At 57.7% G+C, this 24,750-nt stretch carries 21 protein-coding genes; 15 read left to right on the top strand and 6 right to left on the bottom strand.

What is annotated here, in order from left to right; genetic code table 11:
- Window positions 1–4: 4 nt before the first annotated feature.
- The 5 genes from ACT01B_RS21615 (at window position 5) to ACT01B_RS21595 (ending at window position 6,948) form a co-directional block, all read left to right on the top strand.
- Entirely contained in the window at window positions 5–2,086 is a 2,082-nt protein-coding gene (locus ACT01B_RS21615) for a UvrD-helicase domain-containing protein (protein WP_445145256.1), read from the top strand.
- A 152-nt stretch (window positions 2,087–2,238) separates the two neighbouring features.
- Entirely contained in the window at window positions 2,239–3,066 is an 828-nt protein-coding gene (locus ACT01B_RS21610; protein ID WP_445145255.1) for a hypothetical protein, read from the top strand.
- Window positions 3,067–3,536: 470 nt separating this feature from the next.
- Window positions 3,537–4,589, top strand: a complete 1,053-nt coding sequence (locus ACT01B_RS21605) for a DUF4365 and DUF1817 domain-containing protein (protein ID WP_445145254.1) — start codon at window positions 3,537–3,539, stop codon at window positions 4,587–4,589.
- Window positions 4,590–4,877: 288 nt separating this feature from the next.
- Entirely contained in the window at window positions 4,878–6,128 is a 1,251-nt protein-coding gene (locus ACT01B_RS21600) for an AAA family ATPase (RefSeq protein ID WP_445145253.1), read from the top strand.
- The gene (locus ACT01B_RS21595; protein WP_445145252.1) at window positions 6,115–6,948 is read left to right on the top strand and encodes a DUF4435 domain-containing protein; all 834 of its coding nucleotides are present in this window, start codon (window positions 6,115–6,117) and stop codon (window positions 6,946–6,948) included. The genes ACT01B_RS21600 and ACT01B_RS21595 overlap by 14 nt, the downstream gene beginning before the upstream one ends.
- Window positions 6,949–7,395: 447 nt before the next feature.
- Here the strand turns inward: ACT01B_RS21595 and ACT01B_RS21590 are convergent, their stop codons facing one another.
- Window positions 7,396–10,599, bottom strand: coding sequence for a TonB-dependent receptor domain-containing protein (locus ACT01B_RS21590; protein ID WP_445145251.1), 3,204 nt, complete (start codon window positions 10,597–10,599; stop codon window positions 7,396–7,398).
- Between the two features lie 203 nt (window positions 10,600–10,802).
- The gene (locus tag ACT01B_RS21585; protein ID WP_445145250.1) at window positions 10,803–11,138 is read right to left on the bottom strand and encodes a hypothetical protein; all 336 of its coding nucleotides are present in this window, start codon (window positions 11,136–11,138) and stop codon (window positions 10,803–10,805) included.
- Window positions 11,139–11,690: 552 nt separating this feature from the next.
- Between ACT01B_RS21585 and ltrA the strand changes: the two genes are divergently transcribed.
- From ltrA to ACT01B_RS21570, 3 genes are all read left to right on the top strand, one after another.
- The gene (gene ltrA, locus ACT01B_RS21580; RefSeq protein WP_445143493.1) at window positions 11,691–12,932 is read left to right on the top strand and encodes a group II intron reverse transcriptase/maturase; all 1,242 of its coding nucleotides are present in this window, start codon (window positions 11,691–11,693) and stop codon (window positions 12,930–12,932) included.
- Window positions 12,933–13,484: 552 nt separating this feature from the next.
- Window positions 13,485–13,907 (top strand): YybH family protein, encoded by a 423-nt coding sequence (locus tag ACT01B_RS21575; RefSeq protein WP_445145249.1) that lies wholly within the window; start codon window positions 13,485–13,487, stop codon window positions 13,905–13,907.
- 59 nt (window positions 13,908–13,966) lie between these two features.
- Window positions 13,967–14,371, top strand: a complete 405-nt coding sequence (locus ACT01B_RS21570) for a VOC family protein (RefSeq protein WP_445145248.1) — start codon at window positions 13,967–13,969, stop codon at window positions 14,369–14,371.
- 280 nt (window positions 14,372–14,651) lie between these two features.
- Here ACT01B_RS21570 and ACT01B_RS21565 read toward each other — a convergent pair whose 3' ends face one another.
- Complete coding sequence (locus ACT01B_RS21565) at window positions 14,652–15,017, bottom strand: hypothetical protein (RefSeq protein WP_445145247.1); 366 nt, start codon at window positions 15,015–15,017, stop codon at window positions 14,652–14,654.
- A gap of 438 nt (window positions 15,018–15,455) precedes the next feature.
- Here ACT01B_RS21565 and ACT01B_RS21560 point away from each other — a divergent pair, with 438 nt between their 5' ends.
- A complete protein-coding gene (locus ACT01B_RS21560; RefSeq protein ID WP_445145246.1) occupies window positions 15,456–16,937 on the top strand; it encodes a hypothetical protein in 1,482 nt (493 codons plus the stop codon).
- 184 nt (window positions 16,938–17,121) lie between these two features.
- On the opposite strand, the gene ACT01B_RS21555 is transcribed toward ACT01B_RS21560, so the two are convergent.
- The 3 genes from ACT01B_RS21555 to ACT01B_RS21545 all read right to left on the bottom strand — a co-directional run bounded on the left by ACT01B_RS21555 (window position 17,122) and on the right by ACT01B_RS21545 (window position 18,818).
- Window positions 17,122–17,733 carry a hypothetical protein gene (locus ACT01B_RS21555; protein WP_445145245.1) on the bottom strand — a complete coding sequence of 204 codons (612 nt, stop codon included), beginning with the start codon at window positions 17,731–17,733 and terminating at the stop codon, window positions 17,122–17,124.
- A 198-nt stretch (window positions 17,734–17,931) separates the two neighbouring features.
- On the bottom strand, window positions 17,932–18,312 hold the full coding sequence (locus ACT01B_RS21550; protein ID WP_445145244.1) for a hypothetical protein: 381 nt from the start codon (window positions 18,310–18,312) through the stop codon (window positions 17,932–17,934).
- A gap of 155 nt (window positions 18,313–18,467) precedes the next feature.
- Window positions 18,468–18,818 carry a hypothetical protein gene (locus tag ACT01B_RS21545; protein WP_445145243.1) on the bottom strand — a complete coding sequence of 117 codons (351 nt, stop codon included), beginning with the start codon at window positions 18,816–18,818 and terminating at the stop codon, window positions 18,468–18,470.
- Window positions 18,819–19,071: 253 nt separating this feature from the next.
- Here ACT01B_RS21545 and ACT01B_RS21540 point away from each other — a divergent pair, with 253 nt between their 5' ends.
- The 6 genes from ACT01B_RS21540 to ACT01B_RS21515 all read left to right on the top strand — a co-directional run bounded on the left by ACT01B_RS21540 (window position 19,072) and on the right by ACT01B_RS21515 (window position 24,514).
- A complete protein-coding gene (locus ACT01B_RS21540; protein WP_445145242.1) occupies window positions 19,072–19,317 on the top strand; it encodes a hypothetical protein in 246 nt (81 codons plus the stop codon).
- A 77-nt stretch (window positions 19,318–19,394) separates the two neighbouring features.
- On the top strand, window positions 19,395–20,555 hold the full coding sequence (locus tag ACT01B_RS21535; protein WP_445145236.1) for an IS30 family transposase: 1,161 nt from the start codon (window positions 19,395–19,397) through the stop codon (window positions 20,553–20,555).
- 1,129 nt (window positions 20,556–21,684) lie between these two features.
- On the top strand, window positions 21,685–22,356 hold the full coding sequence (locus tag ACT01B_RS21530) for an ankyrin repeat domain-containing protein (protein WP_445145241.1): 672 nt from the start codon (window positions 21,685–21,687) through the stop codon (window positions 22,354–22,356).
- A gap of 81 nt (window positions 22,357–22,437) precedes the next feature.
- On the top strand, window positions 22,438–22,689 hold the full coding sequence (locus ACT01B_RS21525) for a hypothetical protein (protein WP_445145240.1): 252 nt from the start codon (window positions 22,438–22,440) through the stop codon (window positions 22,687–22,689).
- A 120-nt stretch (window positions 22,690–22,809) separates the two neighbouring features.
- Window positions 22,810–23,082 carry a hypothetical protein gene (locus ACT01B_RS21520; protein WP_445145239.1) on the top strand — a complete coding sequence of 91 codons (273 nt, stop codon included), beginning with the start codon at window positions 22,810–22,812 and terminating at the stop codon, window positions 23,080–23,082.
- Between the two features lie 934 nt (window positions 23,083–24,016).
- Complete coding sequence (locus ACT01B_RS21515; RefSeq protein WP_445145238.1) at window positions 24,017–24,514, top strand: YcxB family protein; 498 nt, start codon at window positions 24,017–24,019, stop codon at window positions 24,512–24,514.
- The last annotated feature ends 236 nt before the right edge of the window (window positions 24,515–24,750 follow it).

The following is a 24,750-nucleotide window of genomic DNA, read 5'->3' as shown; positions in this document are numbered from 1 at the left end:
AACCATGAGTCTTGCCCCCCGTGTCGCACTGTCCCAGGACTTCTTGCTGAAGCTAGGCAAGTTGCCGTCAGCAATGCATGCCCGCATCGTGAAGTGGGCACTTAAGTTTCAGCAGGACCCGACGGCGACCGGCATCAACTACGAAACCATCAAGGGCGCACGCGACGGCAATTTACGCTCAGTGCGGATCGACCAAGATTGGCGCGGAATCGTCTTCAAGCCTGATTTAGGCGACATCTACATCCTGCTGCATGTCGATCACCATGATGAGGCTTACCGTTGGGCCGAACGGCGCAAGATTGCAGTCAATCCAGCTACGGGCTCGCTGCAGATAGTCAGTCTGGAGTCCGTGGACGAGCTTCCACCCACCGGGGATACGGCGCCTGCGACGCAGGCGAACGGGCCGACGGCCGACGAGCCTACCGCGCCTTTATTTGCATCGGTTACGGATGAGCAGCTGGTCCAGTTGGGTACCCCAGTGGAATTGCTCCCACTGGTCCGACGTATGTGCAACGAACGGGATCTCGATGCGGCCCAGGCATCGCTTCCGCTGGAGGCTTACGAGGGATTGTTCCTAGTCCTGACGGGTGACAGCGTCTCGACGATCCTGGGTGAGCGCGAGACCCGTGTGAATCAGTCCATCGACACGGCGAATTTCGCAGCTGCCCTTGATGCTGCGGAAAGCCAGTCACGCTTCGTGGTCGTCACCAGTGACAACGAGATGGCAGCGATTCTCAATGCTCCGCTGGCGCAATGGCGCGTATTCCTCCACCCGCTGCAGCGTAAGCTCGCAGTCGGAGACCGCAGTGGTCCCGTGCGTATCCTCGGTGGTGCCGGAACGGGAAAGACCGTGCTGGCCATGCATCGCGCAAAGTGGTTGGCACAAAACCGCACAGCAGAGGGGCAAAAGGTACTGTTTACGACCTTTACCCGGAATCTGGCACTGGATGTCGCGCAGAACATGAAGTCGTTGTTCATGGAGGACGAGGCCATCAATCGACTGGAGGTGATCAATCTCGACCGATGGGTGCATCGATATCTGCGCAGCAAGAATTACGAGCACCGTATCATCTACAAGCGGGACGATGACGCGTGGGGCAAGGCCATGCAGGTGGTTAGCCCCAAAGTCGATTTGGATGAAGCATTCTATGTCGAGGAATGGGAGCGTGTGGTTGCCGCCCAGGGTGTACAAGATCTCGATGGCTACCGCCAGGTGTCGCGGATCGGGCGTCGTACCATCTTGGGGCGTGCCAAGCGCGACCTCATCTGGCCGGTGTTCGAGGAATACCGCACCCTCCTCAGTTCCAAGCGTTTGAAGGACGTGGATGATGCGTACCACGATGCGGCGCAACTCCTTGCCCTAGATGAGGCGCCCGCACCGTATTCGGCCATCGTGGTAGACGAAACACAGGACTTCGGTCCTCAAGCGCTGCGGTTGATGCGCGCCATGATCGCCAAAGGCAAGAACGACCTTTTCTTCGTTGGGGATGGTCACCAGCGCATCTATACCAAGCATCGCGCCGTGATGGGGCATTGCGGCATCGACATCCGTGGACGCTCGCGCAAGTTGTATCTCAACTACCGAACTACAGATGAGATACGCAAGCAGGCAGTGGCGCTTCTTGAGGGGCGTGAGATCGACGATCTCGATGGAGGTCGTGACGACAACCAGCGCTATAAGTCACTGTCTCATGGACCTTCTCCCGAGATCGTCGACGTGGTTGGCTCGCATGAAGCTGTGCAGGTGGCAGTTGATCGCGTTCGTCAGTGGTGGGGAGATGGAGTGAATCCGTCCCCGCCATCAGTGTGCGTGATGACACATACCAAGGTTACCCGAGATCAAGTGGCGCAGGCGTTGCGGACCTTTAACATCGAGGTGAGCACGATCGAGTCTGATACGGCTGACTCGGCTGGCAACGATGCTGTGCGGGTTTCGACAATGCATCGTGCCAAGGGACTCGAGTTCGATCGAGTCGTTGTGCTTGCTAATGGCATGCTTGGTGATGCATCCGACGATTTAGATCTCGCGCAGCTCGTCTACGTTGCAATGACTCGAGCCAAGGCGATGGCGGTGTTGGTGCGGTGATGCACTACGAGTGGCTGGTTGGCCAGACCACTCTCTCTCTACGTAGAGATACCTATTGGAGAAGACCAAGAAACGTTCGATTTAGAAGACCGGCGATCAGCGGGCTATGCAACACCTGAATACAATTGAATTGAGTATCTAGAGGGGGATGGATGACTAAGAAGAGTGACAAAGAAGAGCCGCAGGCCGGCTCCCGTTGGTGGGAATTCTATCTAGTGCGCTATGCGACAGGCACGGTAGTTGGCGCCCTAATCGTCTACTTTCTCTTCCAGAAGGCCCCTGTACTTCAGCCACTGCTGCCGCTACCCAAGGATGCGGCGAGCCTTAAGTCTGCTCATGTTCTACTGCTCGGAGCATATGGACTGACTTTCTGCTACATCGCTAGCGCGCCGATGCTCGTGCTGCACGCCGTACGGTATTCAATCGATGTGACCAACCACCGTCCCTTGTGGAAAAGGCCGCTGATCTTTCTTACCGGCTTGGCGGCAATATTGGGGGGAGCATATGCGCTCACTAAGTACCTGCCATCCACGGATGCAGATTCAACCTTTGTGAGTTTCGGTTCCGCTGCTCTCTTTGGAGGCATTATCGCAGGGCAACTCTGGCTTGTGATCAAAACTCTCGTTAAGTCAGACGAGCTTTACGCTTTCTATAAGCGGCTCGCAGGCCGCCGAGCCAGCGCAAAGGAACGAGGAAAAGGGGACATCATTGAGTCCTACCGACATCTTCGCGAGCACGGGAATTCGTTCTCTATCGTCTTTCTGGAGCTGACGCTTGGAGCCATCCTTTACTCTTTCGGAACCCCTGACGTAGGGATTTCCCGATTGCTCGGTCCATCGCCGGGATCGATCAAGATGTACATATTTGCTCTCTTTCTTTGGATGTTGCCAGCTGCGATGGTGTGGCTGATAGCAACCGCATTTGAAAGAAGATTTGCCGACGATGGTCTTGTGGGCAAAGCAGATGAACCGATGACCTAGTCAGATCCCAACGTGTACCGGTACGGCCGTACGGGCCATTGAATAGGCCCGTGTGGTTGCGCGAAAAGGTACGCATCTAATGCGAGCTCACGTCCACCTCTTCGGCTTAAGCGGCAGTGCACATGGGCTGTCATCAGCACATAGGCCTGCGGTCGGCATCCGAAACGCAATAGTGCCTGGAGCAGGCATTGCAAGTAGCGCTGGCGATCTTCATCGTCTAGAAAGCATGGGAGCCAATTGTTGCCTCGCTGCACCACGTGCAGAGGAATGACGGCGACATCGATGCCTAAAGGTCGGGCCATCCGCGATAGCATCGCTCATGGGCTGCGGATACGACGATGAGTGCATGTGGACCGTCGGCCTCAGGCCAAGCACCGGCCTGACGTCAAAAATTGTCCCTGACACCTTTTTGATACACGACCAACTGCCATCGCGGCAGTTCGGCCAGGAATGACTAGGGAGCTCAGTCCATGACCAGCGCGTTTCCACAGTTCTCGCACAGCGCAAAGCTCGGCGAGAAAGGCGTAAGTATTGTTTCTAAGGTGGTCAACGACGACTTCGGTTGGATATTTCGCCGGAATCCGCAGGAACATGACTTCGGTATCGACGGTCAGGTCGACGTCGTCACTCCCGAAGGCGCCGTCACTGGACAGGTGCTGGCCGTCCAGATCAAATGCGGAAAGTCTTTTCTGGAGGAGCGTAACCAATGGGGCTGTGTATATCGGGGTGAGCAGAAACATCTGAACTATTTGGCCAATTATCCCTTGCCTGTGATAGTGATTATTTGCGACCCCGAGTCTGGTGAGGCTTACTGGGAGCAGTTCAAGGCAACGACAGCTGAGCCTACCGAGAAAGCGTGGAAGATGACTGTTCCCTTCTCCAATAGGCTGCGCACATCGAAAGGGGCCTTAATAGATATCGTTGGGCCGGTACGCGATGCCGCCGAAGATCTGGCCGACTATTGGGCGCTCAACAAGCTGTTGCAGCAATCCGAGGTCATCCTCTACGCGTTGGATGCGGAGGATGTGAGGTCCACCGAGCTCGCCTATCCACGCGCATTTTTCGACCGGTTGCGGGCAACCCGAGAACTCGCCGCCGATTGTCAAAACAAAGTCGAAATATTCTTTTCTGGCTACGACAACGACAGCAGAGAGCTTTTCGAGATACCCGAGGTTCGTGAATATGTCGCAAAGCTGGATGGCGTGTTGGGCGACCTCTTTTTCTTTGTTCGCACTGCGCAACCGACCCATACGCTCATGACGTTTGCTCTTTGCCAGACCTCGGCAACGGTCGTTGGCGTGAATGCCGGTGGCGACACTAAGAAAGTTAGCTTCGAGCCCCGGCCGTTCGGCGGTTTTGTCGAGCGTCATTGCGGCCCATTGAACGAGCTTACCGAGTGGCTAAACATGCCCCTTGAGCAGGAGAGGAGGCTGTTCTTTGATGTAGTGGATTGTCTCAAGCTACCTGTATCGCAGGCGCCGGGCGGTCGACGCCAGCCTAAGAAGCGAAAGCGCAAAAAGTAGGCCACGAAAAGGGTCGGAGGTAGTTAAACGTCTTAACCCCCTCGGGCCCTTTCTCGGTGACGCCTTCGGTAATTGTCCTAAAGCTGGCACAAGGCGCGACACCTCCGGGAGGCTTTAAGAGGTAGCCCGGAGGTCGGTGTAGAAGGCAGGGCGATATTCGCGTTGTGTGACTAGGCGGCAGAAGTATCGGCTAAGCTTCTATCGAAAGGTATACATATTGAACGAGATCCCTCAGCATCCTCGGGCCCGGCGCATACCGGGACAGCCTAGCCCTACAGTGAGTGGTAAATGTTCACAATCAAATCCATCGAAATTGACGGGTTCTGGCACAGACACAGCGTGCGTGTGGGGTTCAATCCTGAAGTCAACGTGATCATCGGCCGGAACGGCACCGGCAAGACCACCTTCATGAATATTTTGCAGGGAATCCTATCCGTAGACTTTGATGCGCTTGAAGGAAATCAATTCGATAGTGCGACGATCGTGCTGATGAACGAATCTGGGCAGAAGCGCACGATCAAAGTCACAAAGCACGAAAACCTTGACCGGCCGTATGCACACGTCGAATACCGGATCTCGGGAAAGAAGTACGCAGTGATCTTTAGTACCGCCGACGAGCCGAACCGCGCATATCGCAGACGTGCAAACGAACAGGCCGCCGAGGTCCGCAGCGTCCTGAGCGGTCTGCTATCCCTTGCCTCGCTTTCTGTATACCGGATGCGCAGTGATGCTCCTCCAGACGGGCGGGAGCGGCCCGCTGGAAAGCGTTATATATCCCCAGTCGATGTTCGGCTGATGGAGCTCACTCAGCAACTCACCCACTACCAGCTTGAGCTATCGCAGCAGGCTCAAGAAATCTCGATCAACTTGCAGAGGCAAGTGCTCACTACTCTTCTTTACGAGAAGGAAGCGCACTCGCACAAGATTTCGCTTGCCTTCAATGCTCAGGAGGAAAAGAGCAAGCTGGTGGCCGCTTACAGTCAGTTGGGTGTAACCGGGTCGAACATCAGTAAGCGGATAAATGAGCATGTTGTGTCGATCGAGCAGGCGGTGAAGAGCCTCGCCGCAAGGGAGGAGAAGGTTGACTTCGCGACATTCGAGGCGATGCGTCGAACAGAGAAGGTCGTAAAACTGTCGTTAGACGCGAGTGCTAACACGACGGTTATCTATAGCCAGATAAACCTATTCCTTGAGCAGGTTCGAACTTTCATCACGGACAAAAAATTCTCGCTCATAGGCGGCGATCTAAAGATCGAAGCGGGGTCCGGCCCACTCTCACCGGAACGGCTCTCTTCTGGTGAGAAGCAACTTCTAATCCTCTTGATCGAGGCACTTCTTCAGCGGCAGCAGCCTTTCGTATTTCTTGCCGATGAGCCCGAGCTGTCCCTCCATATCGCTTGGCAGAGGCGAATCGTTCCGGCTGTGCAGAAAATGAATCCAAATGCGCAGATTATCGTTGCGACACATTCGCCAGAAGTAGCCGCTGGTTACAAGAGTTCAATGATCGACATGGAAGACATGATTCATGGCGCAGCTTGAGTACTCGATTGACGCGGTAAACGTTCTTAGTAAGTTCTACAGAGCCGATGCGCTGGTCTATGTTGAGGGAGATGACGATATTCCGTTCTGGTCCGCGGTATTTGCGGGGGTGGAGAGCGGGAGGGTAACGGTGGAGAGTGCGGGTGGCTCTGAGGAGGTCGAAAAGCTCGTGCTTCGCATTGAGCGCGAAGGTGCGAAGCTCGTAGTCGCCCGAGATGCAGATTACACCCTGTACTCGGGTACGCGGAGTGGCAGCAATCGCGTCGTGTACAGTTACGGTCACTCGATCGAAAACTCGCTGTATACGCGTGCTGTCATCAAGAGAATTGCTCACCTTTTGCATCGAAAGTCAGCCCCGAAAGATGAGGATGTATCGGCGTGGATCGACTCGCTGGTTCAAGCGCTACGTCCAGTCGTAGTTAACGATTTGGCAAGTGAACTCGATAATCTCGGTGTCGTAGCTCTAAGCGACAATTGTGAGAGTTTCATGGTTAATCGCAGTTCGCCTCTTACATCAGCTGCGAAAATCGAAGCGCGTTTGGCTCGAATTGAGCGACAGATTTCTCAAGAGTCTAGGGACAGGGCTGAGCAATCATTGAGTCGGCACGGTGGGTACCACGAGCTGCTGTTACGCGGGCACGTTTTTGCATCGGCAGTTCTTCGATTCGTGCGCGAGCATGCTGGGAGGAATGTTTCTTATGAGACCCTATATACAACTGCGATGACCATGTTTGAGCAAGAGCTGAAGGCCGGCCATCCCCATGCCGGTCACTATGCTCGCGTGGCAAAGCACGCTGTCGATAGTCTGATGGCAGCGTAGTTCATAAAAATAAGGTGTCAGGGACAATTAGGAAAAAGCTGTCAGGGACAATTAGAGATGGCGAGGTTGTCGCCCGATCGGTGGCACTGCGGTGAAGAGAGCCGTCTTGCCTTCGACCCACGAGCGAAACCGATCCGTTGCCAGCACTCCGCTTCGCTGAGCGAGGCTTGGTGACTAGCTTGGCTACGCGCTGTCATCTTACTGGCGCGGCTTCAACACTTGGCCGTCTGCGCTGGCCCCGGTAGAACTGCGAGCGGTGACGCCAGCCGTCAGCCATTCTTGTCTCAATGAACTACGCCGCTCGCACACCAGGCAGGCTCGATTCGAGCCCCTACCCCCACCCATGCGCGCCGGCCAACGCAGTACGTTGACCCTTTTCCTCACCCCCCAAAAACCAAGCCCACTTCACAGCGGGCCTGGTTCTTCCCCTCTACAGATTCATCCCCCTCACAAAGTAAAGTCATATTGCGCCGAAAGCCGAACCTGCCGCGGCGCCGTGTAATTCAACTCGCGCCGATAGGTCTGGCTCGGCGTAACACGGTCGCTGGCATAACCTTGCACGTAGCCTTGGGCGATCTGCCGATTCAACAGGTTGAAGATGTCCGCCCGGAAGGTGAGTTTCTGGGAGGCCCAGTTTGGCGTGTAAGCGGCATTGAGGTTGAGCGTATAGGTCCATGGCGTGCTGCCGCTGGTGCCGCGCGGCGAGAAACGATAGTCGGCCGAGGGCGGGATATAGCCGGGCGTACCCGGCGCCGTGCCTGAGCCGGCGATGCCGCAGTAGTGGTAATACGCGCCGGTGTAGAGGCCCTTGTCGGCCGTGGGATAGAAGCTGGTACAACTGGCCGGGCGACCCGAGGCGATCACCGCCGTCGCGCCGAAGCGCCACTCTGATGTCGCCTGGTAATAGCCAAACGCTTTGAGCTGGTGGCTGCGATGGTTCGGCAGCAGGCCGTTGGCGCCCACCATCAGTTGCGGCAGATCCCAGTCCTGGGTTCGCGATACGTCGGTCTGGCCGCCTGCGCCCGTGTCCAGGTCCGACGCCAACTGGCCTTCGGTATTGCCGTAGTTGCGCGAGAAGGTGTACTCGACCTTGCCGTACCACTTGCCACCCCGGCTGGGGTGCTCGAGGTACAGATCCAGGGCGTAGTACTTGCGCTTCAGTCGTGGGAAACCCAGCTCGGCATTGCTGTACGTCACTTCCTTCAAGGAGCCATCCGGCTGTTCCAGCAGGAAGGTGTTCTCGACGCCAGGATTGAACAGGACGCAATGCCCTCCCAACACGGGCGTGCACGTATCGTCGATCGCGCTGCGCAGCACGCGATAGGTCAGCTTGGCACCCCAATTGAAGTCGGGGCTCCACTGGTGCTGTACACCGGCGATGTACTCGTCCTGGTAGTGCGACTTCAAATTGCGCGCGCCGACCGTGCGCGGGTCCGGCGATTGCCCGCATTCCAGATTGCTGGAGACGGCGTTGCCACCCGGGCAGGTATAGCCCTTGCTCTTATCGACTGGCACTGACTTCAGGCCGATGGGTGCGCCGGTGCGTGGATCGGTGCCGGTATAGGTGAAGTACTCCTGGGTGTAGAGCGAGGAAGCCGCGCCTCGCACGGCCACGTTGTTCGGCGGCGCCAGGTGGTAACGGCCGGCGTTGCCGAAGACCTTCAGCGTGGCGTCGCCGTGCACGTCCCATGACACGCCGAGGCGGGGTGCCCACTGATTGCGCTGTGAGGCGAACGGCTCGCGATCGTTGTTGTAGTTGGTGAACTGTTCGTTGCGCAGCCCCACCGAGAGCAGCACGTTGGGGCTCACCTGCCAGAGATCTTCCAGGTACTGCGACGACTGCTCCACCTTCACATCGGCCGATTGCGTGTAGTACTGACGTCGCGCAAAGTAGCCCTTGTTGGAGCCGGGCACGCCCAGGCCGGAACCGCCTGCCGAGCCCGGCGAGCCGACGCCCAAGCCCGAGTTGATGGAGGCATTCTTGTTCGCCGTTTGCTGGAACACCCAGACGTAACCACCGGCATATTCGGTGCCCGTAATGGAACGCGCCTCCTGCGTATCCGCGCCGATGCGCAGACTGTGATCGCCCAAGCGATATTCCAGATTCAGGCGCCAACTCTGCGTCTCGTCCCTGACACCTGGGGGCTGCACCTCGGTCGCAAACTGGCAGGTCGGGTGATAGGTGATGCCCGGCATTTGATTGACAGCGCTCATGTTCCCCGATATCCGCGGACAGCTCGCGTCGTACCCCCAGGGCACGTCCTTGTGCTCAAGCTTTTGCCGGCCATAGAGCGCACTCAAGGTGAGGCGATCGGTGAGATAGCCGGTGTATTTGCCGATGTAGAGCTCACCGCCCTCCTTGGTCGACTTGCCACCTGTTTGCTTGTCACCGTGGCTGTAGTCGCCATAGTTGAAGGGAAACAAGGCACTCTCGTACTGCTCTCGGTCGGAGACGCCGGTGAGTTCGAGGATGTGATCGTCGGTGATGTTCCAGTCCACCTTGGCCACCCAGCGCGGCATCTCGTAGCGATACTGGTTGTAGCCGTTGGCGGCTCGTGGATTGCTGATGGTCGAGTCGACCTTGGCGCCCTCCTTCTGGGCAACCTCAGCGGAGAGATAAAGAAACAGCTTGTCCTTGATCAGCGGCCCGCCAAGGTAGGCGCCATAGGACGTTTCCCAGTACTGGTTCTTGTTGCGATAGCCGAGGAGCGTGCCGTCCGTCTTCGGATAAAAGCCCGTCTTGGGGTAGAAGTTGTTGCGTGGCGTGGCGCGCCCTATCTCGGGCGCCCAATAGGCCGCCACGCCTCCCTTCCATTGGTTGGTGCCGCGCTTGGTGGTGATGTTGATGACGCCGCCGGTAGAGCGACCAAACTCGGCGCCATAACCGCCGGTCAAAACCTGCATTTCGTCGATGGCATCGAACGGCAAGGTGCTAAAGCCGATCGACTTGAGCGGATCGGTCACCGCATAGCCATTGATGTAGTACGCATTCTCCGAGGAAGCGGAGCCGCCGAAGCTCGGCACGTTGTAGGCGCTGTTGGTCACCACGCCAGGCGCGAGCAAGGCGGCAGCGGACACGCTGCGCGCGATCGGCAGCTTGGATAGCTGTTCGGCATTGAACACCGTGCGCGTGTCGACCGACGACACGTCGATGGGCGGCAACGAAGCCGCCGACACGGTCATACTTTCCAGATCTTTCACGGCAGCGGCGAACGACACTTCGGTGCCACCGGCAATGGTGACCACCACATCATCGCGTTCCCCGACGATGGCGCCGTCGCGTTGCAGGCTGACCCGATACTTACCCGTCGGCAACGACACCACGCGATAGCGACCCGCCTCATCCACCGCTACCTGGCGCGAGAGGCCGGTGTCGAGATTCTGAATCATGATCACGCTGTTCTTCGGCGAGGCCACCTGGCCGAAAATGGCACCCGAAGCGGATTGCGCCGCCACGCCGCCACTCATTGCGGCCGAACTCAGGGCGACAACGAGCGCCGTGTGCCGCAGACGCGGCAACGTTAAAACGCCACCAACAGGCGTTCGATATGCCCCCGATGCAGCGGCCTGTTCGAGGTTGGGCGGCTTCGGGCGCTCGTCGTCGATGGGCGCGAACGCGCGAGCGCTTTCCTTGTGATCGGTCTGAACCATGATCAACTCCGTTTGAATGAGTGATGGTTGGCGAGCGGCGTGCGCTGCCAAGGGGGAGCACCGCGTAGGGCAAAGCGGACCCGCGGATAGGCGCCGGCGGCGATCCGTGTAGGGAAAAACCTTGTTTCGGGGTAAGTCGTCACCAAGGTGCGGTGCACCGCCTAACCGGCCGGTGCACCGCGGGAACGATCACAAGGACGCGCTTACCCGTTCATCGCTCGCTCGTCGCTAAGCTGCTTGGCGTAGTGCTCCAGGCACCGGATCGCCACGGCCACTCCGTCCTTGAAAAGCGTTGGAAGTGGCCATGTCAAAGGCTCGGCGCCGGGGTGATTTGCCTTTGCCTTTCGATACTGCTCGTCCTCAAACCACAGTCGCGAAAGCGCGTAATGCGCTAGCGCAACGTCGTCGAAGGTCGTGCCGCATGGCGAGTGCGCCTGGGGTCCGTGCGCCAGTGGATCGGCGGCAGGCGAGGAAGTGAACGGGTCACCCGGGGAGAGAAAAGACAGGTGTGCGGGTGCCGTATGATCGTGGACAGCCATGATCAACTCGTGTGCCAAGAACGCGTAGCTCTGTAAGAGCTAGCGATGCTTTATCGAAGATGAGGGAAGGCCCCTCGCGGTCAACGTACAGGCGTGGATCGCAAACCCCTCCAAGCTGCGCGAGTCAAGAGCTCGGGTGGTGAGCGTTGGAGTTAAAGGCGTGGACAACCACGTCAGGTGTGGATTACCGAGACGAACGCAAGTGAATCGCTGTCGACGTGTCGAAAAATGGTTAGACGTTGCCGAAACCGTGCTGATGAGTTGCAGCGCGCGACCCAAGATCAGGGGGCGACCTGCCTACCGCCTGATTGGCAACCGGCATGAAGGCGACGTGACGGTAATCCAGGCTTTGATAAGGAACTTGGGAACCTGTCGTGCCGATGCGAAGGGAGAACCTCAAGGGGAAGGCCTCCCCAAGAGGGTGAGTACCGATGCGGCGCACAGGGGCGGAAATGCCCGTAGTAGGGAGGAAGGTGCCGTAATGGCACTGGACCGAAGGGGCATTGTTATCCCGGTTGGACTTAGCGAACAACTCGCAAGAGGAGGATTTGCATGAGCCTGGCCAAACCCTTTGTTATTTCCAAGCGGGAAGTGTGGGAGGCATACCAGCAGGTCAAGGCGAACCAGGGTGCGGCCGGTGTGGACGGCCAAACGTTGAAACAGTTTGCGCAGAATGAGAACAATCATCTGTACAAGCTGTGGAACCGAATGAGCTCGGGAAGCTACCGACCGCAACCGGTGCGACGAGTGGACATACCCAAGAAGGGCGGGACAACGCGTCCCCTAGGCATACCCACCGTCGTGGACCGGATTGCTCAAACGGTGGTCAAACGGGCTCTGGAACCCACGTTCGAAGCCATCTTCGATCGTGATTCCTTTGGCTATCGCCCCGGTCGCTCAGCCCATCAAGCGTTAGCGGTGGCGCGTCGGCGCTGCTGGGAACGCGACTGGGTCCTGGACCTGGACATCCGGGGGTTCTTCGACACCATTGACCATCGATTACTGATACATGCAGTACGCAAGCACACCCAGTGTGCCTGGGTGCTGTTATATATCGAGCGATGGTTGGCCATGCCGGTCCAGATGCCCGATGGCAATCAGGTCGTCAGTACGGGTCGGGGAACACCGCAAGGGGCGGTTATCAGCCCACTGCTAGCTAACCTGTTTCTGCACTATGTGTTTGATCGGTGGATGCGGGAGTCTCATCCAGGCATCACCTTCGAACGCTATGCCGATGACATCGTTTGTCACTGCCGAAGCGAGCAGGAAGCGAAAGCACTCAGGCAGTCCATTGAGGATCGGCTGGCCCGCTGCAAGTTGGCACTGCACCCGGAGAAGACGAAGGTTGTCTATTGCAAAGATGCCAATCGGAAGAGCATCTATGTCAGCTGCTCTTTTGATTTTCTTGGCTACGAGTTTCGGCCAAGAGAAGCGCGGAATCGGCGAGGGCAATTTTTCACCAACTTCACACCCGCGATCAGTGCCAAGGCCGCACGTGCGATGCGGCAGACCGTCCGCGGATGGGCGATACATCGACGCAGCGATTTGGGCTTCCAACAAATCGTGGACTGGCTAAGTCCTGTGTTACGGGGATGGGTGCAGTATTACGGCCACTTCCACCGCTCTGCACTAAACAAAGCCATGTTCACCATCGATCGCTATCTCGTGCGTTGGGCGTTACGGAAATACAAACGACTGAAGAGACACTGGAGCCGTGGGTGGCAATGGTTGAATGGCATCAAGCAACGTCAACCCAACCTCCTGCCACACTGGATCTTCGGTGAGGGTGGATGACAAGAGCCGGATGACGGGAGACTGTCACGTCCGGTTCCGTGAGAGCCTGTGGGGGAAGTTCCCGTGGGCTACTCGACGTCTCAGTTGGTGATGGTTAGCGGGTCGTGGGTGTTGGACGCACCTACGGCCCGCGCCTCATGACATTGCTGCCATGGTCACTCGCGTAGCCCCATGGAAAGAACGCGACGAGTGACGGGCCGAAGTTAGCAAAGGCAACGATCCCCGCCTGTCAGGGATTGCCGTTGCGACGCATGGGTGCGCGCGACCTGCCTGCTGTGGTCCTCGGACTTCGGGCCTCCCCGATCACCGGCCAGTACCACCCTTTTCCCACCTCAACCTGGTTCTGTTTTCGCGGACAAGCTGCAAGCGGCCCGAGGTCGGCTCGAAGCAGCCGCTGGTGCCTATACTGAATGCCTACGGTATCCGGGCAGAACTCCAACGAACGATCAACGGTTGGCTAAAACCGAGCGTCTCGATTCACATGCCTTCATGTCGCAGCAACTACGCTGTTAGGTACCGTGGTAATTCAAGAGACATAAGGCGACAACCCCGATGACCAAGATGAAAAGACCCGAAGATGCACCCGGTGCGTTCCAGGCCGCCTGGAACGGTCACGACATGGCTGCACTGGGCGACCTGTTCGATCAAGACGCGACGTTCGTGAATCGTTTCGGGCACTACGTTCGGGGCGTTGAAGAGATCGTGGCGCTCCACGCTCCCATTCACGAAACGATCTATCGCGACTCTACGCTCCAGAACGAACTCATCGATATCGTGCATATTGCCGACGGCGCGGTAGTCGTCCATTTCTGGAGTCGCCTGGCGGCCGGCGTAGCCCACCCGGCCGGACCACACGTAGTGGATACGCTGATTCTCGCCGTGCTGACGAGACAGAACGAGATCTGGCGTATTCGAGCGCTTGAGAATGTGACCCTGACAAACCCGCGAACCGGCGAGGCAATTTTGCGCGACTAATGCAATGGGGTAGAACCCGGTTTGGCTCGTTCGCTACCAACAGCACAAAGGAGGAATCCGTGAGCAAACAAGTGTTCATCAACCTGCCGGTCGCGAACCTGTCGAAGTCCATAGCGTTCTTCAAGACTCTTGGCTTCTCGCACAACCCGCAGTTTACCGACGACGCTGGCGCGTGCATCGTCGTCAGCGACACAATTTCAGTCATGTTGCTTACGCACGCCAGATTCCGGGACTTCACGCCCAAAGTCATCTGCGATACGAGCGAGGCTGTTGAAGTTCTGCTCTCGCTCAGTTGCGATAGCCGTGAGGAGGTAGATAGTCTCGTCGCCAAAGCAATCGCCGCAGGTGGCTCAACCTACGACAAGCCGGAGGATTTCGGCTTTATGTATACGCACAGCTTTGTTGACCTGGATGGTCACGGTTGGGGGCTACTACACATGAGTGCCATGCCAACACAGAAGTGAGCTGCGGAGCATTCAGGAACTAACGGGGTCAGGTTCACTTCCGTCGCGGTGGGCGAAGGGCAGGGCGGAAACCAGCGAAGCGCCGTGTCTTGGTTTGCACTCTTTGACTAGACAGTTGGCAATTCAGAGTTGCCCCTGACACCTTTTTGCCTTTCTGAAGCGAGTCGGTGAATCACCAGAGGGCTGCCTGTACGCTGAAGGTGCCTAAAAGAAAAAAACCGCCTGCGAAGGCGGTTTTTTGTGTCTGCTGCACAACGCGACTGAATGAGGCGTCAGCAGGTTACTGTGCAGCGGCAGTAGCGGTGGCTTCCACCGAATCGCACGTAAAGACGACCTCGGTCTCCGCGAAGTGGCCACCGCCGCCCACCGCCCAGCCCTGGCCTACGCCGGCAACTCCCTGCTCTGCCCGCTGCCCGGTGGCCGATTCCATCACGGCCTCGGTGCCGGGCTTTTTCTCTACGCAGTACGCGTTGGCGATCTTCATCGCCTTGGCCTCCAACTTACCTGGCGATCCGAAAATTGTGTTGGCGCGACCGCCGATCATGTAGCGTCCCTTGCCAAGCGGGGTGACATCGGACAGGCCGGCGTGCGCCGATAGGGATGCCAGCGCGAGGGCGGTGGCGATGACGATGGTGCGGGCTTGCATGACAGAGTTTCCTGGGGAGGGGAGTACGACACCATGAACTATGCATGGCCGTCCGTGCTTCTGCGCCCCTCCAATGGAAGGGGAGGCCGTCCCGCACGATTGACGTGGTCGCGCGATCGGTCGCACTCGGTGAAGCGATCTGTCCTGGCTTCAACCCAGGAGCAGACATTGCCCCCTGACACGTTTTTGCATGGTCTCTCTTGCGAGCCATAGCAACGATCGGCAAGCTGGAACGGTTCGCCTCGACCTGGGGCGATCAACCAGGGCAGCTCTTAGGGGGAGCGAATGGCACGATCGCATCAGAAACAGCTTTCTGGGAATGGACGTCGGCTGGCGGGGTACCGTCGCTTACATGTCAGCCGAGTAATTGCATGCATCGCGCTTCTATTCGCGGTGCCCGCCGCTACGAGCCACGCTGCCGAGCAAGTGGCGTCGCAATTGGCAGCGACCAACGGCTATGTCTACGTCAACTTTCCCAAAGGGACCGGTGGCGGCGCGCTGAAGGTGCAGGCAGTCAATGGCGGCTCCAAGCAGATGCTGCTGCCGCGATCGGATGCCGATCAGAAGGCCTATGGTCTCTGGTTGCCACCAGGCGACTACCGGATCGCCCAGTGGGACTCGTACGGTTGGGGGGATTACCCGACCTTTAAGGTCGAGGCGGGACGCGTTACCGACCTTGGCAGTCTGGCACCCATCAATATCGGGGGTTACCAGCTGGTGATATTGCCGGTGCGCGCAGCGGAAAATGCCCATGACATCGATGGCGTACTCAGGGAGTACGCGTCACTTCTGAAGTCGCAGGATCCGATTGTCTGGCAGCCATCGGTGCCGCCAACGCCCATTCAAATGACCCAGGGTTTCTCCGGCCTCGGCATCATTGCCGACCTCTTGACGACGTACGATCGCAAGGTCAACAAAACCTCCGTGATTGCACAGCTGAAAGCGGCCAAAACCAATGAGGAGTTCCTCCGCCTTGCGCGGGGCGTTACACCACCGATCACCGATCGAGGGGTGACGGACGCCGCAGGCAATCTGTACTTTGGTGCGGACTTCGGGCAGGTGCGCATTCGGCATCCGGATGGCAGCTGGGATGGCGTAGGCATCGACACACTTCACGGCATCACCGCGGTTGCCTACGTGGACCAGACGCTGGTCGCAGGCTCAGATAACGGTGTGCTGCGTGAGAGTACCGATGGCGGCCATAGTTGGCGTGACATCAGATCATTTGGTGCCGACGAAGCCATCGTCGACATCGAGCAAGAAGGAAAGAAGTGGGTCGTGACGACCGCCCATCAGGTGCCATTACCCCTGAGCCGCAAGGGCACGGATAGGCTTTCCGTCTATGTTGCGCAACAAGGTGGCCTGGAGGCGTTGAACAAGGCGCGCGAGTTTCCGCTGGATGCCAAGAATATGCTCGGCTGGATGGGCGCCGATGGCCAGCTCGTGCAAGGCGCGTACTACGTCAACACCTTCAACGAGCTTTATCGGTTGAACCTGGACTCCCTGCAATGGAAGGCAATCACGCCACCCACCACCATCTCCAGCCACCATGTCGATCCCGCGTCGGGGGTCATCTCCGTGCTGTGGAGCAAGGGCATCTTTTCCAAGGTGTTCGTCTCTGTCGACCATGGCGACACGTGGAAACGCGTGAAGCGTCCGCCGTATGCGATTTTCGATGTCCAGTTTGATGACACGAAAAATGCATACGCACTCCGCATGGCCGCTGGAGCATTCAAGGGTACCTGGGAAATCTACACGTACAACGCGCAGATCGATGACTGGACCCAAGTCTCCGATGCACCGTTCCAGTGCAAGCCCATGCGTGTTTCACAGTCAGTACCAGTCTTCTGCATCTCCAGCGACGGCAGCATCCTCAGCCAGCGGGAGAAGGACTGGAACGTGGAGTTCTCGGCTCAGTAACTAGGTGAAAGCGGCAGGCAACGTGTCCGCAATTCGCAGCGGGTATCTCGTTGCCCCGCCGTGGCTTAAGAGGAGCATCCTGTCCTCCTATCCAAACGCGAACCGGAGTGCACCTTCACCCTTCTGCGAGGGAAGGTGCACTCCGATTTCTGCCTTAAGCAGCAATCGACACTGGTGAACCCGATCAGTTCAGCACGGCGTCCTCAGTATTCAACGTCAGTTGCTTTGCTTCATCGGTAGACAGCCTGCTCCATTTGTCCAGGGCATCGGCCTTCCATTTACCGACGGTCGCCGGGTTCGAATACAGCGCCTGGCCGGAAGCGCTCATGGTTTCAAACGTCGTGTCCTGTAGCCATTGCGCGAACTCAGGGTTGCTCGTGCTGAATTCCGAAGGATCACCCTTTCGAATCGGACGGAGTTGATAGCCTATATACGCCCTGAAGCGGCTAAGGATGTAGTAACGCTTCCCTGCCTCCACATTCGCTTGTAGTGCGGCCACGCCCATGCCGGAAATCATGAAAGTATGCCGTCCAGGTGTCACGAGAACGGCCACTTTCCCCTTGGACGAAAGCACATTGAGAAGTTCGGCCTTGTCCGCCGTAATGTCATACAACGGCGTGTCAGCATAGCCACCCAAGGGTTTGTAGGGCTGGAGAAAGACTATTTGCGCCTTGTCGGGCGGCGGCGGACTCAATGTCTGATCGGGCGACTGCGTGATTCGAAGCGACGGCGGCGCGCTCGCGCAACCAGAAACCAGGACAAAGCACAAAGCAAGCGCTGTTCCAGACAATTTCATTTAAGCCCCCCTTAGGCGTATGGATGTCCGAACCATAGTACTTGCTGTCTAGGCTGGGGTTTGGGGTTCTGGAGCCCTCATCGCAACCGTCGTTCGTTTTCATCAAAGTAATGTTCGCTTGCGACACGAATTCAGTCTCAGGACGCAACCGACCGCAATGTCTTGCCGCGCCCATGACTCATCAGGCAGATCCTTGTGCTATTTCCGTCTCACCTCGTGCAACTCCTGATCCAAGAATTCGCCGACATGGCGACGATAGTCGTCACCGGCATATTGGTAGAGATCGACGTGACGGGCGCCGGGAACAATCCATAAGCTGCTGTTGGCACCGGCCGCCAAGAACATGGCTCGAGCTTCGACCAAGCGCGTATGCATATCGGCGTCACCCGCAATCAAGAGCTTCGGCGAAGCGAGTCTTCCGATATGGTCTATGGGTCGGAGTTGACTGGGATCGATACCGATTAGGAAACGCATGCTGGCGAGAAAAGGCGGCGTCAACCAGGGGCCGATGGAGCCCAGGTGCAACGCCAGCCGATCCCGCGTGGCTTCCTCAATCGTCGGATAGACCTGCTCCAACACGATCGCGTCCACGCGCACCGGCGGGTCCGCCAGCAACACAGCAGCGCCCCCATGGACGTAGCGATGATGCCAACACGCTCTCCGGGCAATCGTGCTCTAAGAAAGCGGAGGGCGGCGCATACATCAAACGACTCTCGGTATCCGAATGTGACGGCCTAGCCGTCACTCTCTCCGGCCGCCTGGAAATCGATAAGCAGAACCGAGTATCCCAGGCTATGTAGCCAACGAGCTCGAGGCAGCATGGCCAGTCGGTTCGCGTGAACGCCGTGCAGAAGGAGGACGGCGCCACGTCCGGGCGAGCCGGGTGCAAACCAGCCATGGATCACGCCGCCCGAAGCGCTGCGAAAGCGCACCTCGGTTGCGGACAGCTCCGGTGGTGGCGGCCCAATCTCCTCCCGTGTGTGCGCGACGAGCGTATGGCCGACGAAACCAATTATCCCCATGGACGCAACGGCAAGGCTGAGCGTGGCCACCGACGCGAGGCGCAAGCTGCGAAATAGATCCATTGGCAGTCTCCCCCCCATAGCGGTCTCGTCATCGTTGCCCGCTGCTATGACGGATGAGAGGCGCGCCGGGGCATTTATGGAGACGGCAGCGGCTTTGCGACGTGAGTGGACTTTGCGGTCGGGGTGACCTGCTGGCATGCTGGCAGTGCCCGCTTCGACCCCAAGCGGACATTTTGCATACGCTCTCTTCAGGGGTACGGGGACAACGATGATTTACAGGGGTGGGGAACTCGATCGCTCAGAGGTGCGTCGCATGATGCTCATTGGCATCCCGACGTTCGTCGCCGTACTGGTCGCAGCACAACGGCTCGGGCCGTTGGCCTACGTCGCGTTTTGCTTTATCGCGATGGTTCCATATAGCTACATTTACAGCATGGCTTACCGTGCTCTTGCGATCAAAGAGAATCCAGGGCGGAAACCTAGACTCTATTTAGGCGCCATTGCTGTGCAGTTGGTTGTCATCGCCGGGGCAGTTGGCCTTGGTTCTGCATTGATATGAAGGTCCGCTCCCGGCTGCGGATTCAGCCGGTCGTTGCAACACACTAAAGACTGCGCGAGCAGCGGGAGTGTTGCAAGATGTCCCATCGACCTCCGATTCATTACACCCACACGCAGATTGGGCTGATGTGGGACCGCTGGCAGCGTGGCGAGTCTCTTCACCAGATTGCCAGGCTCTTTGATCGGCATCATTCCTCGGTCCGCCGGGTTCTGGCCGAGACCGGCGGTATCCGGCCCGCGGTGCGCTGCCGGCCTGATCGAGCACTGACCCTAGCCGAGCGCGAAGAGATTTCACGGGCGCTGATGGCAGGACAATCGATACGCTCCGTGGCGGTGCGGTTGAGCCGGGCGCCATCGACGATCAGCCGGGAAATTCGACGCAATGGCGGACAGGACCGCTACCGGGCCAGCTGCGCCGACCAACGCGCGTTGGATCGCGCCCGTCGCCCCAAGCCCTGCAAGCTTGCCCAGCACCGGACCCTGGCGCGCTTGGTAGCCGCTAAGCTCCAGCAACAATGGGCGCCGGAGCAGATTGCCGGCTGGCTCAAACGGACGTACCCGGGGAATGAGGCGCTTCAGGTGTCGCACGAAACGATCTATCGCAGCCTCTTCATCCAGGCGCGCGGAGCCCTGAAAAAAGAGCTCTTGGCGCACCTTCGGCGCACGCGAGCCATGCGCCGGTCGCGACATCACACGCAAAAAACCGATGATCATGCTCAGATCACCGGCGCCATCTCGATCCGCGAACGTCCCGCCGATATCGAAGACCGAGCCGTGCCAGGCCATTGGGAGGGCGATCTCTTGTTTGGCGGCAGGAACAGCCAGATCGCCACGCTGGTCGAGAGGTGGTCACGCTATGTCGTGCTGGTCAGGTTGGACGGCAAGGACAGTGAGACGGTGGTCAATGCGTTGATCAAACACGCAGGGAAACTTCCGCGCGAGCTGTATCGATCGCTGACCTGGGATCGAGGATCGGAGATGGCTCAACATCAGCGCTTTACGTTGGCGACGGACATCAAGGTCTACTTCTGTGATCCGTACAACCCTTGGCAACGTGGATCGAACGAAAATACCAATGGACTTCTGAGGCAGTATTTCCCCAAGGGGATGGATCTATCCGGGTTCTCACAAGCGCAACTCGATGCCGTGGCAAGGCGCCTGAACGAGCGACCCAGGAAAACCTTAAACTACGAAACGCCGGCCGAGCGATTTCATCAAACTGTTGCAACGACCGGCTGAATCCGCAGCCCGTAGCGGACATGATTTTGTGGAATGCCGAGTCTCCTGTTCGACCATCGAATCCTAGACTCGGCCACATACCATAGGGGAGTTGTGATGATGCGATGGCTAGTGGTGTTGCTTTGCACTTTTATGTCATTTACGACTGCTGCCGCAACCGCCGATACAGTGCGGAAGCAAACAGAATCAACCATGCTTGTGACTGGGACAATCGAAATTAGTCCGGATGGCAGTGTGCGCGCTTACGCAATAGATCAGTCGGCAAGGCTGCCAGCTTATCTCAACGACTTCATTCGGCAGACAGTGACAGCCTGGAGGTTCCAGGTCGACGAAAAACCCCAAGTCATAGCCAAGGCTAAGATCACCTTACGCCTTTTGGCGGAATGGGTTGACGAGAAGCACGTTACGGTCCGCATTGGTGGGTCCACCATAGGCGAAGACGATGAAGCTCCAAGTGACAGTATCAGTTGGGATCATCGAACAACACCGGCTTATCCAAAGACTGCCCTAGATGCACGAGCGACAGGCGTAGTCTATGTGTTACTCCGTGTCGATCGAGACGGAAAGGTTCGGGATGCGTCGGTTGAGCAGGTTAACCTGACGTCGTACTCGCCGAGCTTGAATGTAGAGCTCATGCGGAAAGATCTCGCCGCGGCAGCGCTTCGGCCTGCAAGTCATTGGACATTCCATGTACCGACGACTGGCAAGCGCGTAAATGACCCGTATTGGCTCGCGCGCATCCCGGTGTCATTCACGATCAATAGATATCCCTATGACACTAGTCGCGATCAGTTTGGAGAGTGGCGGTCATATCTGCGAGGACCTCGCCAGCCAATATCGTGGATCGACAATCCAGGGTTGCTCTCCTCCGCACCGGATACCGTGCCCGAGGGGGTGGTTCAAACGATTGGGTTTGGGCCGCACCTACTCGAAGGCAAGAGTGGAACCTGATTCGATCGTAGCGCGGTCACTTCCTTGCAATGGAGTATCCAGGCCGGTCTACCTCGATCGGTGTGATGAGGCGAATGGGTCCGTTCTGTTCGGCGGAGTGTCTGCTTTCGACCCGACGCGGACGTCTGCAAGATTACCGGCTTTGGGTGAAGGGAACTTGGGAAACTAGGGGGACTGCGTGCACCGACTTTGGTATCTGCTTGTTGTCTTGCTGATCGCGTCATCATGCACACTCGCCCAGGCGGCGGGTGACTCGGCTGTGCTTGCCGCCGCGCACGACGTGGTAATGGAAAATATGCGGGGTGCCACCATATGCGGAGGCGCAACACTTGACGCCAAGCGACCCGACCGGATGAAACTTGCCGCTTTGGTCGCGGCGTTGCCGGATCCCAACGTGAGTTATCCGTTTGGCTCTATGGACATCACACCGCTCGAGTTTGCCGCGCTTGCTGACGACGTGCGTCTCCTGGATAGCCTTTTCGCTCGGGGGGCACAATGGCGCAAAGACCCTGCCGACAGCATGGCGATGTATGACACTGCACAACACGGTTCACCTGCAATGATCAAGGCGCTCCTGCGACATGGCCTTCGTCCGGACATACGGCAACCGGGCGAATGGTCCCCCATGATGGCCGCGGCTTGGGCGAACAGGCTAGATAACGTCACCGTATTGCTTGAAGCCGGAGCCGACGCCAACCTTGCGCTGCCGAACGGCCTCAGTGCATTGCGCGCCGCGGTGATGTGCAAGAACCAGCGCATGGTCGATGCCCTTGTACACGGTGGGGCCCGACCGGATGCCAGGACAACGCACTTGGCCGAGGATCGGGGGATAAAATTCCCCGACTCCTAAATGCGCACCTCCGACCCGGAGCAGACCTTATGATCGACACACTTGTCGCAGGTTCGCGAGGTTCAATACTTGGAGGTGACAGTGAAGGTGCTGATTCGTTTTGGTGCGTCGTTCCTGTGCGCATTGGCTGCTGTTTCATTGGCGATGCTGATGTTTAACCTATTTTATTCTCATGCGTTTAAGCCTTTTGTTGCCGTGGGCATAGCAATCGGTATCGGTCTAGCCAGCGCAATCCGTGTGAGGAAGGAATTGTCGACGAATGCTTTTGCAGTGTTGGTCGGCATCCTGGCGGCGCTGGGTTCGGCGGCCGGAGGCTGGCTTTCGAATGGGTAAGAACGGCCGTGCAACAATTGATGGTTATCCAAGTTGCGATGTCTGCTTCCGACCCGAAGCTGACATTAGCTAGGATGGGCAGATTGGCGAGCTAGGGGGCTTATGGCTACGGAATTGGACTTGTCCGACGACGTCGCGGCATGGGTGCGCGCCGATTATAAGGAGGATGCGCAGGCCGTGTTGGACGCCTTGTGTTCGTTTCGGGCCGGCTACGCGTCCGTCGCCACCGATCGCGTTCTGCGCTGCATCGTTTCTGCGGCCGACGGGGATGCTGGTGGCGTCAGGAAATACATCGAACTAGCCAAGAAAGACTGGCGTGACGTGGTTACGGCGGCTGAATATCGGTATCCAGACGTTCGCGTGCGCGACCTAAGCAAGCCGTTCGACATGTGATCTTTTAGGTCGGTTTCCGACCCGAAGCGGACTCCATTTTCTGGCAAAAGAGGGATGCTGATGAGTTTGACAAGGTCAGTTCCGGTGGCGTTGCGGCGGCCTTTTTGCGCTGCTGGGATGCTACTTGCTTGCTCGATTCACGCACAGGAGTACTTCGGGCATACCTTACCAGGAACGATGTGCCAAGCCGGCGAAACGGTGTTGTTTGCATGCAATACAAAGCATGCCAAGAAGATAGCGGTGTGCGCACGGGCAGCCGGAGGTTCCGCTTTCGGCGATATCCGGTATCGATTCGGAACAGACGCCCATACAGACCTCGAATTTCCAGCTAAACCTCAACCCCTCGAGACATATGCTTCTGGAGCGTCGATGGGAGATGGCGGGAGAGGAGTATTGATATTCCTTAGCCTGAAACGGGCAGATACGACGTATTCGGTTTACTCCATGGTGGTAAACCCAACATATCAACAGGATGGAGCTTCGGAGAGCAATGGCGTCCTGATGGAAAGAGCCGGCAAAGTCATCGCAGACGTCCATTGCGACCCAAGCGTTGACCCGCATTCTGGAATGCTCGCCGATAGGAAGCTCTTTGGTGTTGCCGTGCCTTTGGCGACACAACCACTTTCGATCTTTCCTTGGTTCCAGCCGACCCTTTAATCATCATTGCGATGAGTAGTACTCCCGAACTTGCGGGCGATGAGCGGAGAGGTACAAACATGTCCGCTTCCGACTGCGGATTCAGCCGGTCGTTGCAACACTCCCGCTGCTCGCGCAGTCTTTAGTGTGTTGCAACGACCGGCTGAATCCGCAACCCGGAGCAGACATTAGATTTTACCTACAACAAACGGCCTCTTGTCCTAGGGAAACGAGCTAGGTTAACTTTTTTGAGGCGTGGAACTAGGCTTTGGCCACTAAGTAAGGACAAGGGGGGGGCATGGAGCTGAGGGGAAGAATCGCCGTCGAAGATTTGATGGCTGCTCAGTGGGTTCACGTGCGACCAAGACGCTCTTTGGCGGTGATAGGCATTTTGCTGCTTGGCCTGGTTGTTTTCGCGATGGCGACCTCGTTCCTCGTACGTCGTCAATCGTTGACGGATCCAACTACTTGGATCTTACCGGGCATCCTTGCGTACTTGGCCTTCACCGCCTTTGTCTGGGTCCCAAGGAAAGTCCGTCGGAGCTATTCCCAGAGGAAGGATTTCCAGCATGAGATCAGCATGATGGTCACGAGCGCCGGCGTGGCGGCGCGCACGGAACAGGGCAACAGTGTGAAGCCGTGGAGTGACTACCTCAAATGGAAGGAAGGCAAGAGCGTTTTCCTTCTGTACCTCTCCGACCAACTGTTCCAGATTGTTCCGAAGCGATTCTTTGCTACGCACGAAGACATCGATGCGTTCCGTAACATCATAAGGCAGTCGATAGGCGCCAAATAAGATGACTGCGAAAGCGTAGAAAGTTCCGCTTCCGACCCGAAGCCGACATTTACTGACGAGAAACTAGCCGCGTGAGAAGCCGTTAAACCACCGAGGGCGTCATTAGGGAGTTCCAATGTCTCAGAGCATGCTGACGGAACGTGACTACTTTGTCACTTGGATTCAATTCGCGATCTGTAACGCAATTGGCGGTGCTGTTGCGGGAGCTGTCGCCGGGGCCGTCGTGGGTGCTCTTA

This window comes from Dyella sp. Tek66A03 (genome assembly GCF_052567735.1).
Note: the sequence above shows the minus strand (reverse complement) of the source record. Positions and strands in the feature narration are given on the sequence as shown.

Excerpts from the sequence above, each read along its gene's own strand:
- ACT01B_RS21590 (WP_445145251.1), bottom strand. The coding sequence starts at position 10,599 with ATGGTTCAGACCGATCACAAGGAAAGCGCTCGCGCGTTCGCGCCCATC.
- ACT01B_RS21540 (WP_445145242.1), top strand. The coding sequence starts at position 19,072 with ATGATGCTCATTGGCATCCCGACGTTCGTCGCCGTACTGGTCGCAGCA.
- ACT01B_RS21595 (WP_445145252.1), top strand. The coding sequence starts at position 6,115 with ATGGCGCAGCTTGAGTACTCGATTGACGCGGTAAACGTTCTTAGTAAG.
- ACT01B_RS21615 (WP_445145256.1), top strand. The coding sequence starts at position 5 with ATGAGTCTTGCCCCCCGTGTCGCACTGTCCCAGGACTTCTTGCTGAAG.
- ACT01B_RS21555 (WP_445145245.1), bottom strand. The coding sequence starts at position 17,733 with ATGAAATTGTCTGGAACAGCGCTTGCTTTGTGCTTTGTCCTGGTTTCT.
- ACT01B_RS21575 (WP_445145249.1), top strand. The coding sequence starts at position 13,485 with ATGACCAAGATGAAAAGACCCGAAGATGCACCCGGTGCGTTCCAGGCC.
- ACT01B_RS21585 (WP_445145250.1), bottom strand. The coding sequence starts at position 11,138 with ATGGCTGTCCACGATCATACGGCACCCGCACACCTGTCTTTTCTCTCC.
- ACT01B_RS21605 (WP_445145254.1), top strand. The coding sequence starts at position 3,537 with ATGACCAGCGCGTTTCCACAGTTCTCGCACAGCGCAAAGCTCGGCGAG.
- ACT01B_RS21515 (WP_445145238.1), top strand. The coding sequence starts at position 24,017 with ATGGAGCTGAGGGGAAGAATCGCCGTCGAAGATTTGATGGCTGCTCAG.
- ltrA (WP_445143493.1), top strand. The coding sequence starts at position 11,691 with ATGAGCCTGGCCAAACCCTTTGTTATTTCCAAGCGGGAAGTGTGGGAG.
- ACT01B_RS21545 (WP_445145243.1), bottom strand. The coding sequence starts at position 18,818 with ATGGATCTATTTCGCAGCTTGCGCCTCGCGTCGGTGGCCACGCTCAGC.
- ACT01B_RS21600 (WP_445145253.1), top strand. The coding sequence starts at position 4,878 with ATGTTCACAATCAAATCCATCGAAATTGACGGGTTCTGGCACAGACAC.
- ACT01B_RS21565 (WP_445145247.1), bottom strand. The coding sequence starts at position 15,017 with ATGCAAGCCCGCACCATCGTCATCGCCACCGCCCTCGCGCTGGCATCC.
- ACT01B_RS21610 (WP_445145255.1), top strand. The coding sequence starts at position 2,239 with ATGACTAAGAAGAGTGACAAAGAAGAGCCGCAGGCCGGCTCCCGTTGG.
- ACT01B_RS21535 (WP_445145236.1), top strand. The coding sequence starts at position 19,395 with ATGTCCCATCGACCTCCGATTCATTACACCCACACGCAGATTGGGCTG.